Source organism: Streptomyces sp. NPDC046379 (assembly GCF_055587785.1).
The window spans coordinates 139,264-152,204 of the sequence record NZ_JBVJFP010000009.1 but is presented as its reverse complement, the minus strand read 5'-3'; the positions used below and the strand labels follow the sequence as shown (position 1 = coordinate 152,204).

The following is a 12,941-nucleotide window of genomic DNA, read 5'->3' as shown; positions in this document are numbered from 1 at the left end:
ACAAGCCGGGTCCGACATCGGCCCCGCAGTTCCTTCAACGTACGGGGCCCACCTCGATGATTCCCGGGGGCCGGGGTTTCCACCCCGGCCGCCCGCCCCCGGACGGGTACCCCTCAGCCGCCGGAAAGGACCTTGACCAGGTCCTCCGCGGTGCGGCAGCGGTCCAGGAGCTCCTTGACGTGATTACGCGTTCCGCGAAGCGGTTCCAGGGTTGGGACCCGCTGGAGCGAGTCCCGGCCCGGGAGGTCGAAGATGACCGAGTCCCAGGAGGCCGCGGCGACGTCGTCGGCGTACTGCTCCAGGCAGCGTCCGCGGAAGTAGGCGCGGGTGTCCTCCGGGGGCTTGGTGACGGCCCGCTGGACCTCCGCCTCGTCCAGCAGGCGCTTGATGCGGCCGCGGGCGGCGAGGCGGTTGTAGAGGCCCTTGTCGGGGCGTACGTCGGCGTACTGGAGGTCGACCAGGTGGAGCCGGGCGGCGTCCCAGTCGAGGCCGTCGCGGCGCCGGTAGCCCTCCATCAGTTCGCGTTTGGCGACCCAGTCGAGCTCTCCGGCGAGGCTCATGGGGTCGCGTTCGAGCCGGTTGAGGGTGTCCTCCCAGCGGGCGAGGACGTCCTTGGTCTGGTCGTCGGCGTCGACCCCGAAGCGTTCCTCGACGTATTTGCGGGACAGCTCGAAGTACTCCATCTGGAGCTGGACCGCGGTGAGCGTCCGGCCGCTGCGCAGGGTGACGAGCCGCTTGAGGGTCGGGTCGTGGGAGACCTGGTGCAGGGTGCGGACGGGCTGGTCGACGGCCAGGTCGACGGCGATGAAGCCGTCCTCGATCATGGACAGGACCAGGGCCGTGGTGCCCAGCTTGAGGTAGGTCGAGATCTCGGAGAGGTTGGCGTCGCCGATGATCACGTGGAGCCGGCGGTATTTCTCGGCGTCGGCGTGCGGCTCGTCGCGGGTGTTGATGATCGGGCGCTTGAGGGTGGTCTCGAGACCGACCTCGACCTCGAAGTAGTCGGCGCGCTGGCTGAGCTGGAAGCCGTGTTCGTGGCCGTCCTGGCCGATGCCGACGCGGCCGGCGCCGGCGAAGACCTGGCGGGAGACGAAGAAGGGCGTCAGGTGGCGCACGATGTCCGAGAAGGGGGTCTCCCGCTTCATCAGGTAGTTCTCGTGGGTGCCGTAGGAGGCGCCTTTGTTGTCGGTGTTGTTCTTGTAGAGGTGGATCGGCTGGGCGCCGGGCAGCTGCGCGGCCCGCTCGGCGGCCTCGGCCATGATCCGTTCGCCGGCCTTGTCCCAGAGGACGGCGTCCCGGGGGTTGGTGACCTCGGGGGCGCTGTATTCGGGGTGGGCGTGGTCGACGTAGAGGCGGGCGCCGTTGGTGAGGATGACGTTGGCGAGGCCGATGTCCTCGTCGGTGAGCTGGCTGGAGTCGGCGACCTCGCGGGCGAGGTCGAAGCCTCGGGCGTCCCGCAGGGGGTTCTCCTCCTCGAAGTCCCAGCGGGCCCGGCGGGCCCGGTGCATCGCCGCCGCGTAGGCGTTGACGATCTGGGACGAGGTGAGCATGGCATTGGCGTTGGGGTGGCCGGGGACGGAGATCCCGTACTCCGTCTCGATGCCCATTACTCGCCGTACGGTCATGCGGCCCTCCTTGCCCGGCGGCTCCCTCGGTCGCGGGCGCCGCTCAGATCCCGCCGGCGCCGGGTGGTGTGCGCGGTGCCGGTGCCCGCGACCGGCGGTTCGGCGGTATGGAAGAGCCTAGAACGCCTTTGCGCTGGTGGGGAGATCATTTGCGTCATTGCCTTGCGCGGTTCCATTGCGGCCGTGGCCGGAAAAGCAGTCGGCTGCGGGTACCCGGCGGGGCACCCGCAGCCGCCCTGTGCTTTAAAGGTACTGCCCGGTGTTCGCCACGGTGTCGATGGAGCGGCCGGTGTCGGATCCCTGCTTTCCGGTGATCAGGGTGCGGATGTAGACGATCCGCTCGCCCTTCTTTCCGGAGATCCGGGCCCAGTCGTCCGGGTTGGTGGTGTTGGGCAGGTCCTCGTTCTCCTTGAACTCGTCCACGCAGGCCTGGAGGAGATGGGAGACGCGCAGACCCTTCTGCTGGTGTTCGAGGAAGTCCTTGATCGCCATTTTCTTGGCGCGGCCCACGATGTTCTCGATCATGGCGCCGGAATTGAAGTCCTTGAAGTAGAGGACTTCCTTGTCGCCGTTGGCGTAGGTGACCTCGAGGAAGCGGTTCTCCTCGGATTCGGCGTACATGTGTTCCACGGCCGTCTGGATCATGGCCTGGACGCATGCGCCCCGGTCTCCGCCGTGCTCTCCGAGGTCCTCGGAGTGCAGCGGGAGCCGCTCTGTCAGGTACTTGCCGAAGATGTCCTTGGCGGCTTCGGCGTCGGGACGCTCGATCTTGATCTTCACGTCGAGCCGGCCGGGGCGCAGGATGGCCGGGTCGATCATGTCCTCGCGGTTGGAGGCGCCGATCACGACCACGTTCTGCAGGCCCTCGACGCCGTCGATCTCGGCGAGGAGCTGCGGAACGATGGTGTTCTCGACGTCGGAGCTGACGCCGGAGCCGCGGGTGCGGAAGAGGGATTCCATCTCGTCGAAGAAGACGATGACGGGGGTGCCCTCGCTGGCCTTCTCGCGGGCCCGCTGGAAGACGAGGCGGATCTGCCGCTCCGTCTCGCCGACGTACTTGTTCAGCAGCTCGGGGCCCTTGATGTTGAGGAAGAAGCTCTTGCCGGCGGCCTGGCCGGTGACCTCGGCGACCTTCTTGGCCAGCGAGTTGGCGACGGCCTTGGCGATGAGCGTCTTGCCGCATCCGGGGGGGCCGTAGAGCAGGACGCCCTTGGGCGGGCGCAGTTCGTGCTCCTTGAACAGGTCCGGGTAGAGGTACGGCAGCTCGACCGCGTCCCGGATGGCCTCGATCTGGTTGCCGAGGCCGCCGATCTGCTCGTAGCCGATGTCGGGGACCTCTTCGAGGACGAGTTCCTCGACCTCGCTCTTGGGCACGACCTCGTAGACGTAGCCGGAGCGGGGTTCGAGCAGCAGGGCGTCGCCGGCGCGGATGGTCACGTCCAGCAGCGGCTCGGCGAGCCGTACCACCCGTTCCTCGTCGGTGTGCCCGAGCACCAGGGCGCGCTCGCCGTCCTCGAGGATCTCCTTGAGGGTGACGATCTCGCCGACGCGCTCGAACTGCATGGCCTCGACCACGTTGAGCGCTTCGTTGAGCATGACTTCCTGGCCGCGCCGCAGCTCGTCGAGCTCGACGCTGGGGCTGACGTTCACCCGGAGCTTGCGGCCGCCGGTGAAGATGTCGGCGGTGCCGTCGTCGTTGGCCTGCAGGAAGACGCCGAAGCCGGCGGGCGGCTGGGCGAGCCGGTCGACCTCTTCCTTGAGGGCCACGATCTGGTCGCGGGCCTCGCGCAGGGTGTTGGCGAGTCGTTCGTTCTGGGCGGACACGCCGGCCAGGTTGGTCTGCAGCTCGACGATCCGCTCTTCGAGAATCCTCGTGTGTCGCGGAGAGTCGGCGAGCTTGCGTCGCAGGACGGCGATCTCCTGCTCAAGGTAGGCAATCTGCCCGGCCGGGTCGTCGGACCCGCGTCCCGGGCGGATGCCGCGGTTCATGTCGTCGTCGTGGGCTGCCACGGTCCTCACCTCCTCCAAGGGGAGCTGGACGCTTCCAGACCCTACCTGGGTGGGTGTCGATTGAAACCCCTAGATCACAAAGACTGTCGGGGTGTGTCCGATCTTCACCCTTGCGCTCTCCCTCACGCCAGGGGAATACCCACGGAACGCGATGGAAAAGCAGCCGGAGGTAGGGTCGAAGCGTTCAACACCCGTCAGAGCTGGCCGGATTCCCGTTCGGTTCGTTACGGAAGGAAGAGGGCAGGAGAGTGACCGTGCAGCAGGAGGCCGGAGTCGAGGGTGAGGCCCTGGAGGTGTGGATCGATCAGGATCTGTGCACCGGCGACGGCATCTGCGTCCAGTACGCGCCCGAGGTGTTCGAGCTGGACATCGATGGTCTGGCCTATGTGAAGGGCGCGGACGACGAGCTGTTGCAGGCGGCGGGGGCGACAACGCCCGTGCCGTTGCCGCTTCTCACGGACGTGGTGGACTCGGCTCGGGAGTGTCCGGGCGAATGCATCCATGTGCGTCGGGTTTCGGACGGGGTCGAGGTCTTCGGTCCGGACGCGGAGTGACTTGATCTTTACGGTGGGTTAGGGCTGTCTGATTTCTCACACCGGCGGAGCAGGGCCGGGATGCGGCGGTCAGACGCTGCGGGCCTCGGCGGGTGACGAGCGGACGAACGCACCGTTCTTCCACTGCCACTTCGCGCTCTCCTCGACGTCGGGGCAGCAGGTCGGCACGGAGTCGGAGGAGTAGCCGAGGAGGGTCGCGAGCACGGCGCCGTCGCGGGCGGTGAAGTCGCGGACGGTGTACCGGTCCTTGGGGTCGAGGAGGGTGGCGACGACGCGGGGGGCCGCCTGGCCCGCGGCCCGGGTGAGGACGTAGACGCCGTCGGGCGGGGTGCTGATGCCGGCGTCGCAGTGGACGACGGCGACGGTCTCGGGCCGGTGGTCGCCGTCGAGGTCGGTGGACTGCTTGCGTTCCACCACGGCGTCGACGGGGCCGCACTCGATGGGGAAGTCGACGCCGTCGGTGGTCGGGGGCGCGGCGGCGGGGGCGGCGGGCTGCGCCTGGTGGCGGGGGGTCTGGGCGGCGGTCGCCGGGTCGGGCTGGAGCATCGAGGAGAGGGCGACCACGCCGGCGACGGCGGTGGCGGTGGCCAGCCAGTGAATGGGGCGGGTGTGGGCGTGGGCCAGTTCCGGGACCGCGGAGTGCTGCACTAGGAGTGTCTCCCGTGAGGGCTGTGCCGGTGGGGGTGGCCTGCATGGTGCCACACGCCGTGGTGCCTGTGAACGGTGGGGTCGGCCGCCCGGTGGTGGGCGGTGGCGGGGTGTCAATGCGCGGACGCCGTGGCCGGGTTCCCGGCGGTCTGCGGGAACTCGGCCACGGCGTGGTGGCGTTGGCCGTGCGGGGGCACCGGGTGCGCGACGGCCCGGGTGGGTCAGCGGCCCATTCCGCCGTCGGCGTTGGGTCCGGAGTAGTCCTCGCCGTAGGCGCCCTTGGCGGGGCGGCGGCGGCGCATGGGCGGCTCGACGCCGTCGGCGAGGCGGCGGGCGGTGAGGAGGAAGCCGGTGTGGCCGATCATCCGGTGGTCGGGGCGGACGGCGAGGCCCTCGATGTGCCAGTTGCGGATCATCGTCTCCCAGGCGGTCGGCTCGTTGAAGGAGCCGATCTCGCGGATGGACTCGACGGTCCGGGCGAGCTGGGTGGTGGTGGCGACGTAGCAGCACAGGATGCCGCCGGGGACGAGCGCCTTGGAGACGGCCTCCAGGCATTCCCAGGGGGCGAGCATGTCGAGGATGACGCGGTCGACGTCGGTGTCGGACAGGTTGTCCTGGAGGTCGCCGACGGTGAGCTGCCAGGCGGGGTGCGGGCCGCCGAAGTAGCGTTCGACGTTGGCCTGGGCGATCTCGGCGAAGTCGGCGCGGCGCTCGTAGCTGTGCAGCATGCCCTGGTCGCCGATGGCGCGCAGCAGGAAGCTGCTGAGCGAGCCCGAGCCGACGCCGGCCTCCACGACGCGGGCGCCGGGGAAGATGTCGGCGAAGGCGAGGATCTGCCCGGCGTCCTTGGGGTAGACGACGGCGGCCCCGCGGGGCATGGACAGGACGTAGTCGGGGAGCAGGGGGCGCAGCGCGAGGTAGGCGACGTTCCCGGTGGTGCGGACAACGCTGCCCTCGGGTGCGCCGATCAGTTCGTCGTGCGGGAAGGAACCCTTGTGGGTGTGGAAGTTCTTCCCGGCTTCGAGCGTGAACGTGTAGTGGCGGCCCTTGGGGTCGGTCAGCTGTACCTGGTCCCCGACCTTGAAGGGCCCGCGACGGCGGGCGGCACCGGTCGGTTCGGACATGTGACCAGCCTACCGGTCGTCGGCGGAGGCGCCGACCACCGGCCGGGCGGCTAGGAGGGCCTGGCCATGGCCTTCACGAAGGCGCGCTCGACGTCGGCGGCGGACAGGACGCCGTAGATGGCGCCGGTGTCCTCGACGACGAGGTATTCGGTGGCGGGGGTGGCGCGCAGGGCTTCGAGCAGGTCCTCGCCGGCGAGTTCGGCGGAGACGCGCATGCCGTCGGTGATCTCCTGGGCGAGGCCGCCGACGGTGACCCAGGGGCGGCGGTGTTCGGGTACGCCGACGATGGCGGTCTCGCGGACGAGGGAGTGCGGGCTGCCGTCGGAGTCGACGACGACGAGGGCGCGGGCTCCGGCGGCGTTGGCGCGGCGCAGGGCCTCGGAGAGGGGGGTGTGGCTCTCGACGGGGACGGCCCGGCGGGTGAGGGTGCGGGCACGCAGTTCGGGGAGGTGCTCGCGCAGGCGGGCGACGCGCAGGCTGTTGCCGGCGCCGGTCCAGATGATGGCGGCGAGGATCGCGGCGAGCAGGGCGTCCATGACGGTGTCCATGCCGACGTTGTCGACGGCGTCGGAGCCGAGGGCGCCCGACTGGGTGAGCAGGGGCAGGCCGATCAGGACGGAGACGGCGAGGGCGCGGCCCACCCAGGCGGCGGCGACGGTGCCGGTCATGGGCTTGCCGGTGATCTTCCAGACGACGGCGCGGAGCATGCGGCCGCCGTCGAGGGGGAGGCCGGGCAGGAGGTTGAAGGCGGCGACGATGAGGTTGGAGATCATCAGGCCGGCCAGCAGGACGCCGGGGACGGTGCCGGGCTCGACGGGGAGCAGGGCGAGGTAGAAGAGGCCGGCGAGGACGAGGGAGAGCAGAGGGCCGACGAAGGCGAGGACGAACTCCCGGCCGGGGGTTTCGGCGTCCTTCTCGATCTCGGAGACGCCGCCGAAGAACTGGAGCTGGATGCGGCGCACGGGGAGTTTGAAACGGAGGGCGGCGACGGTGTGGGCCAGCTCGTGGACGAGTACGGAGGCGTAGAAGGCGACGGCGAAGAAGAGGGAGACGAGGTAGCGGGCGGCGCCCAGCTCGGGCAGGACGCGGTCCAGCTGTCCGCCGAAGACCCAGGTGATCAGGGCGGCGACGAGGAACCAGCTGGGCGCGACGTACACGGGCACCCCGAAGGGCCGTCCCATCAGCAGGCCGCCGCCGGGTTCGGGCCGCTGTGCGGCGGGCGCGTCTCCGAAGGCGGGCTGTCCCTTGGCGCCGCCCGCGGGGGGCCGGGGCGGGGAGGCGGGGCGGTCGGCGGGGGGCGGGGACTGGGGGGCGCGGGCGGGCGCGTCCTCCGGGGAGGCCGGGGTCGGGGTCGGCGCGGGCGTGGGGGCCGGGGACGTCTCGGGTGCCGGTGACTCGGGTGCCGGCGACTCGGGGCGTGCGTCCGGGGCGGGGGTGGCCGAGTCGGGCTCGCCCCGGGTCTCCTCGGCCTCCTCGGCCGGCGTCTCGGGGCGCTCGTCGGGGGCCGGGCCGGCCGTGTCGCCCGGTGGGCGGGTCGGGGAGGGCGTGGGTCGGTGTTCGGTCGGCTGTTCGGTGCCCGGCCGCGGCTGCCCGCTCCCGCCGCTCTCGTTCACGGTGTCCCCTCGTTTCAGCGTCTTCCGCGCCTGCCGGGGCGGAAGGGTCTGGGGTCGATGGTATGCGGACCCCGCGTCGCGTTCCGCCCCGGCACCGCGACTGGGTCGCTGTCAGTGGCGGGCCGTATGGTCTGTGGGCATGGAGACCAGCACCGGGGGCGCGACGGAGGCCCACAGCATCGGCCAGGGCGATACCGCTACGGGGGCGGCCGCCGCCGTCAGTGTTTCCCGTGAGCGCGTGGTCATGCCTCCGTCCTCGCTGTCGCCGTCGCGTGCCGGTGACTTCATGCAGTGCCCGCTGCTGTACCGGTTCCGGGTGATCGACCGGCTGCCGGAGAAGCCGAGCGAGGCGGCGACCCGGGGCACGCTGGTGCACTCGGTGCTGGAGCGGCTCTTCGACGCCCCGGCCGCGGAGCGCACCGCGCCGCGCGCCAAGGCGCTGATCCCGGGGCAGTGGGACCGGCTGCGGGAGTCCCGGCCGGAGGTGGCCGAGCTGTTCGCGGACGATCCGCGGGGCGAGCGGCTGGCGCGCTGGCTGGGCGAGGCGGAGCGGCTGGTGGAGCGATGGTTCACGCTGGAGGACCCGAGCCGGCTGGAGCCGGCCGAGCGGGAGCTGTTCGTGGAGGCGGAGCTGGAGTCGGGGCTGCGGCTGCGCGGGATCATCGACCGGGTCGACGTGGCGCCGACCGGGGAGGTGCGGATCGTCGACTACAAGACGGGCAAGGCTCCGCGCCCGGAGTACGCCGAGGGCGCGCTGTTCCAGATGAAGTTCTACGCCCTGGTGGTGTGGCGGCTGAAGCGGGTGGTGCCCCGCCGGCTCCAGCTGGTGTATCTCGGCAGCGGCGACGTGCTGACGTACGACCCGGTCGTGGCCGATCTGGAGCGGGTGGAGCGCAAGCTGCTGGCGTTGTGGGAGGCGATCTCGCAGGCCACCGAGAGCGGCGACTGGCGGCCGCGCCCGACGAAGCTGTGCGGCTGGTGCGATCACCAGTCGGTGTGCCCGGAGTTCGGCGGCACTCCCCCGCCCTATCCGCTGCCGGTGAGGGCGGTCGAGTCGGGCCCCGTGGCGCAGGGCAGAATGGGCGCGGACTAGCCGAAGGAGACTTACGTGGCCATCCGTGTCCTACTGGTCGACGACCAGCCGCTGCTGCGTACGGGCTTCCGGATGATCCTGGAGGCGGAGCAGGACATCGCGGTCGTCGGGGAGGCCGGTGACGGCCTTCAGGCGCTCGACCAGGTGCGGGCCCTGCAGCCCGACGTGGTGCTCATGGACATCCGTATGCCGCGGATGGACGGCGTGGAGGCGACCCGGCAGATCACCGGTCCCGGCCGGGACGGCCCGGCGAAGGTGCTGGTGCTGACGACGTTCGATCTGGACGAGTACGTGGTGGAGGCGCTGAAGGCGGGGGCCAGCGGTTTCCTGCTGAAGGACGCGCCGGCCAACGAGCTGGTGCAGGCCATCCGGGTGGTGGCGGCCGGGGAGGCGATGCTCGCGCCGAGCATCACGCGCCGGCTGCTGGACAAGTACGCCACGCATCTGCCGTCCGGCGAGGAGCCGGTGCCCGACACGCTGAACACGCTCACCGAGCGTGAGGTGGAGGTGCTGAAGCTGGTCGCCCGCGGGCTGTCGAACGCGGAGATCGCCGCGGATCTGTTCGTCAGCGAGACGACCGTCAAGACGCATGTGGGTCATGTGCTGACGAAGCTGGGGCTGCGGGACCGGGTGCAGGCCGCGGTGTACGCGTACGAGAGCGGTCTGGTGCGTCCCGGCGCGCAGTGAGCGGCCGAGGCCGCCGGGCATCCCAGGACGCCGGGAGGGCGCCCGCTTCGTCGAGGCGGGCGCCCTCCGGTGTGTTCGGCGCCGGGTCAGGCCTTGCTGATCTCCCAGAAGCGGAACACGGTCGAGGCGTCGAGGCAGTACTCGAGGCCGTACACGCCGTCCCGGACGACGGCGTACTGCTTGGCCTGCCACACCGGCAGGACGGGCAGTTCGTCGGCGACGATGTCCTGGAGCCGCCCGTACTCGTCGTCGGTGGCGGCGCGGTCGCTCATGGCCGCCGTGCGCGGGATGAGGGTGCCGGTGATGGTGCCGTTGGCGTAGTTGTTGTCGAGGACGTTGCCCTCGCCGAAGAACGGCGCGGTGAAGTTGTCGGCGTCGGGGTAGTCGGGCACCCAGCCCTTGACGTAGACGCCGTACTTGCCGGCGGCGATGTCCTTCTCGTACTGCTCGAAGGGGACGGACTTGACGTCCGCCTCGAACAGGCCGCTCTCGTTGAGCTGCCCGGCGATGGCCTTGAGCTCCTGGTCGGTGGCGGGGCCGTAGCGGGAGGGCGTCGACCAGAGGGTGAGCCGGACCGTGTCGGTGATGCCGTCGGCGCGCAGCGCGGCCTCGGCCTTGGCCTTGGAGGGGCCGGCGCCGTAGGTGTCGAAGAAGGCGGTGTTGTGGCCGCCGATGCCGGCCGGGATGATCGAGTACAGCGGGGACGCGGTGCCCTGGTAGACGTCCTTGATCAGGGCTTCGCGGTCGATGAGGTGGGCGATGGCCTTGCGGACGCCGAGCCGGCCGGCGACGGGGTCGTCCATGTTGAAGACGAGGTGCTGGACCTCGGCGCTGCTGCCCTCGATGACCTCGATGCCGGCGCTGTCGGACGCCTTCTCGATGTCGGCGATGTCGCCGGCGCTCAGGCCTCGGTAGGCGATGTCGACGTCGCCGTTCTGGAGGGCCTTCTTGAGGGCGCTCTGGTCGCCGTGGAAGAACTTGAGGGTGACGCCGTCGTTCTGTACCTCGGCGGTGCCCTTGTAGTGCTCGTTGACGGAGAAGACGGCCTCGTCCTCGGTGAAGGACTCCAGCTTGTAGGGGCCGGAGCCGACGGCGCCGCCGTCCTCGCGCAGGCCGTCGGCGTCGTACTCGCGGTGGTTGACGATGGAGCCGGCGCCGGAGGCGATCTTGCTGGGGAAGGTGGCGTCGGGCACCTTCAGCCGGAAGACGACGGTCTTCTCGTCCGGGGTCTCGACCTCGTCCAGCATGGGGAACATGATCGCCGGGCCCTCGGCGTCGTCGATCTTCAGCATGCGGTCGAAGGAGAACTTGACGTCCTCGGAGGTGAGGGCGTCACCGTTGCTGAACTTCAGGCCGTCCTTCAGGGTGCACTTGTAGACCTTGGTCTCGGTGTCGGTGAAGGCGCAGGCGCTGGCGGCCTCGGGCTGCGGTTCGGTGCCGCCCTTGGGGAAGCTGAGCAGCGACTGGAAGACGTTGTTGAACAACAGCCAGGAGCCGGGGTCGTAGCCGGAGGCGGGGTCGGTGGCCAGGACGTCGTCGGACATCCCCATGACCACGTTCGAGCCGTTGTCGCCGGAGCCCCCGGTCTCCGTTCCGCATCCGGTCAGCAGGCCGGAGGCCAGTCCTGCCACGATCGGCAGGACGGGCCACTGGGTGCGCATGTTCACGTGCGTGTGCCTTACGTCGTTCTCGAAGCGTCGTTCTCGGAAGGGTCCCGGCGCCTCGGTCGGGGGCGCCGGGCACGAAGGGGTGGCGTCAGCCGCTCACACCGCGGCCGAGCTCCCACAGCTGGAGGGTGGAGGAGGAGTTGAGCGCGTAGGCGGCGCCGGTCACGTCGTCGCGTGCGGCGGCGTACTGCTTGCCCTGCCACAGCGGCAGGATCGGCACGTCCTCGGCCACGATGTCCTGGATCTCCGTGACGCTCTCGACGGCGGCGGACCGGTCGGCCTCGCGGCGGGAGTCGGGGATCAGGGTGCCCCGGATCCGGCTGTTGGCGTACGGCGACCTGAGGAAGTTGTCGTCGTCCAGGAAGGGCGCGAGGAAGTTGTCGGCGTCGGCGAAGTCGGGGAACCAGCCCATGCCCCACACGTCGTACTCGCCGTTGCGCTCGGCGGGCACGAAGGTCTCCCACGGGGCGCCCTCGACGGTGACGTCGAACAGGCCGCTGGAGTTGAGCTGCTTCTTCAGCACCTCGAACTCCTTCTTGGTGGCGGCGCCGTAGTGGTCGGTCGTGTAGTGCAGGGTCAGCTTCACCGGGGTGGCGACGTCGGCGTCGGCGAGGAGGTCCTCGGCCTTGTCGGGGTCCGGGTCGCCGTACTTGTTGAAGAAGGCGTTGGAGTGGCCGGTGACGGAGGCCGGGACGAGCGAGTAGAGGGGCTCGGCCTGGGAGCCGTAGACCTCGGAGACGAGGGCGGTGCGGTCGACGAGCTGGGCCATGGCCTGGCGTACGGCCTTGTCCTTGACGGAGGGCGCGTCGGTGTTGAAGGCCAGGTAGCGGATCTCGAGGCCGGGCATGTCGATGAGGTCGACGGCGTCCTCGGAGTCGGTGGCGAGCTTCTGGATCTGCTCGGGGGTCATGGAACGGGTCATCAGGTCGATGTCGCCGTCGGCGAGGGCGGCGCCCATGGCGTCGGCGTCCTCGTAGGGGACCATCTCGACCTTCTCGTTGTTCACCTCGAGGGCGCCCCGGTAGTCGGCGTTCTTGGTGAACACGGCCCTGGTGACCTGTCCGTCGCTCTCCTCGGCCCGCAGCGTGTAGGGGCCTGAGCCGTCGACGGAGAAGCCCTCGCGCAGCTTGTCCTTCTCGTAGTCCTCGGCGTTGACGATGCCGGCGACCGGGGTGGACAGCTTGTACGGGAAGGTGGCGTCGGCGGTCCTGAGGTGGAAGATGACTTCGTCGTCGCCCTTGGTCTCGACGGTGTCGATGGTGGACAGCAGGGCGAAGACGCCGCTGTCGGCCTTGAGGGAGCGGGCGCGGTCGATGGAGAACTTGACGTCCTCGGCGGTGATGGCGTCGCCGCCGGCGAACTTCAGGCCGGGGCGCAGTTTGCAGGCGTAGCGTTCGTTGCCGGTGTCGGTGAAGGAGCAGCTCTGGGCGGCCTCGGGGACGGGCTGGCCGTCGCCGCGGGGCTGGATCATCAGGGTCTGCACGGTCTGGCGCAGGACGTTCCAGGTGCCGACGTCGTAGGCGTAGGCGGGGTCGAGGGGCGCGGGGGCTTCCTCGGAGGTGACGAACCGGTCCGTGGTGCCGACGACGATGGCGTCCCCGTCCCCGCTTCCGCCGTCCGATCCGCCGCAGGCGGCGAGTACGGGGGCGAGCAGGCCGACGACGGCCGGCAGCACCAGGGTCTTGCGGTTCATGCTCGAGTTTCTCCAGAGCTGTCAGGTCCGTGTACCCGGCATGCAGGGGTGGCGCCGCGGATCACGGGTGGTGCGAGTGGTGTTCTCGCGACGAGATTAATGGGCGCCCGCAGAGGGCTTCACGGCAACCGGAGTTGGGTGTTCATCACGCTGCGAAACCGGGCGTGGACGCACCGAAAACCCGACGGGGGAAGGATTCGTGCAGCGTCCCACGAATCGGGGCACAT

Annotated in this window: 10 protein-coding genes; 3 read left to right on the top strand and 7 right to left on the bottom strand. The window is 70.3% G+C overall.

Features of this window, described 5'->3' with window-relative positions:
• Positions 1-113: 113 nt before the first annotated feature.
• Both dop and arc read right to left on the bottom strand, forming a co-directional pair.
• Entirely contained in the window at positions 114-1,625 is a 1,512-nt protein-coding gene (dop, locus tag ACZ6KF_RS17710; RefSeq protein ID WP_469239150.1) for a depupylase/deamidase Dop, read from the bottom strand.
• 243 nt (positions 1,626-1,868) lie between these two features.
• Positions 1,869-3,635 (bottom strand): proteasome ATPase, encoded by a 1,767-nt coding sequence (gene arc / locus ACZ6KF_RS17705; protein WP_356626982.1) that lies wholly within the window; start codon positions 3,633-3,635, stop codon positions 1,869-1,871.
• Between the two features lie 248 nt (positions 3,636-3,883).
• On the opposite strand from arc, the gene ACZ6KF_RS17700 reads away from it, so the two are divergent.
• Positions 3,884-4,189, top strand: coding sequence for a ferredoxin (locus ACZ6KF_RS17700; RefSeq protein ID WP_356626981.1), 306 nt, complete (start codon positions 3,884-3,886; stop codon positions 4,187-4,189).
• A gap of 69 nt (positions 4,190-4,258) precedes the next feature.
• On the opposite strand, the gene ACZ6KF_RS17695 is transcribed toward ACZ6KF_RS17700, so the two are convergent.
• The 3 genes from ACZ6KF_RS17695 to ACZ6KF_RS17685 all read right to left on the bottom strand — a co-directional run bounded on the left by ACZ6KF_RS17695 (position 4,259) and on the right by ACZ6KF_RS17685 (position 7,574).
• Positions 4,259-4,837 (bottom strand): hypothetical protein, encoded by a 579-nt coding sequence (locus ACZ6KF_RS17695; RefSeq protein ID WP_469176485.1) that lies wholly within the window; start codon positions 4,835-4,837, stop codon positions 4,259-4,261.
• A 221-nt stretch (positions 4,838-5,058) separates the two neighbouring features.
• The gene (locus tag ACZ6KF_RS17690; protein ID WP_356626979.1) at positions 5,059-5,961 is read right to left on the bottom strand and encodes a tRNA (adenine-N1)-methyltransferase; all 903 of its coding nucleotides are present in this window, start codon (positions 5,959-5,961) and stop codon (positions 5,059-5,061) included.
• Between the two features lie 50 nt (positions 5,962-6,011).
• Positions 6,012-7,574 (bottom strand): site-2 protease family protein, encoded by a 1,563-nt coding sequence (locus tag ACZ6KF_RS17685; protein WP_469159110.1) that lies wholly within the window; start codon positions 7,572-7,574, stop codon positions 6,012-6,014.
• A 139-nt stretch (positions 7,575-7,713) separates the two neighbouring features.
• Here ACZ6KF_RS17685 and ACZ6KF_RS17680 point away from each other — a divergent pair, with 139 nt between their 5' ends.
• Both ACZ6KF_RS17680 and ACZ6KF_RS17675 read left to right on the top strand, forming a co-directional pair.
• On the top strand, positions 7,714-8,667 hold the full coding sequence (locus tag ACZ6KF_RS17680) for a RecB family exonuclease (protein ID WP_356626977.1): 954 nt from the start codon (positions 7,714-7,716) through the stop codon (positions 8,665-8,667).
• Positions 8,668-8,682: 15 nt separating this feature from the next.
• Positions 8,683-9,354, top strand: coding sequence for a response regulator transcription factor (locus tag ACZ6KF_RS17675; protein WP_356626976.1), 672 nt, complete (start codon positions 8,683-8,685; stop codon positions 9,352-9,354).
• Positions 9,355-9,440: 86 nt separating this feature from the next.
• Here the strand turns inward: ACZ6KF_RS17675 and ACZ6KF_RS17670 are convergent, their stop codons facing one another.
• Together ACZ6KF_RS17670 and ACZ6KF_RS17665 are read right to left on the bottom strand one after the other, a co-directional pair.
• The gene (locus ACZ6KF_RS17670; RefSeq protein ID WP_469159109.1) at positions 9,441-11,021 is read right to left on the bottom strand and encodes an ABC transporter substrate-binding protein; all 1,581 of its coding nucleotides are present in this window, start codon (positions 11,019-11,021) and stop codon (positions 9,441-9,443) included.
• An 88-nt stretch (positions 11,022-11,109) separates the two neighbouring features.
• A complete protein-coding gene (locus tag ACZ6KF_RS17665; protein ID WP_356626974.1) occupies positions 11,110-12,714 on the bottom strand; it encodes an ABC transporter substrate-binding protein in 1,605 nt (534 codons plus the stop codon).
• Positions 12,715-12,941 lie beyond the last annotated feature (227 nt).

Excerpts from the sequence above, each read along its gene's own strand:
- dop (WP_469239150.1), bottom strand. The coding sequence starts at position 1,625 with ATGACCGTACGGCGAGTAATGGGCATCGAGACGGAGTACGGGATCTCC.
- ACZ6KF_RS17690 (WP_356626979.1), bottom strand. The coding sequence starts at position 5,961 with ATGTCCGAACCGACCGGTGCCGCCCGCCGTCGCGGGCCCTTCAAGGTC.
- ACZ6KF_RS17680 (WP_356626977.1), top strand. The coding sequence starts at position 7,714 with ATGGAGACCAGCACCGGGGGCGCGACGGAGGCCCACAGCATCGGCCAG.
- ACZ6KF_RS17665 (WP_356626974.1), bottom strand. The coding sequence starts at position 12,714 with ATGAACCGCAAGACCCTGGTGCTGCCGGCCGTCGTCGGCCTGCTCGCC.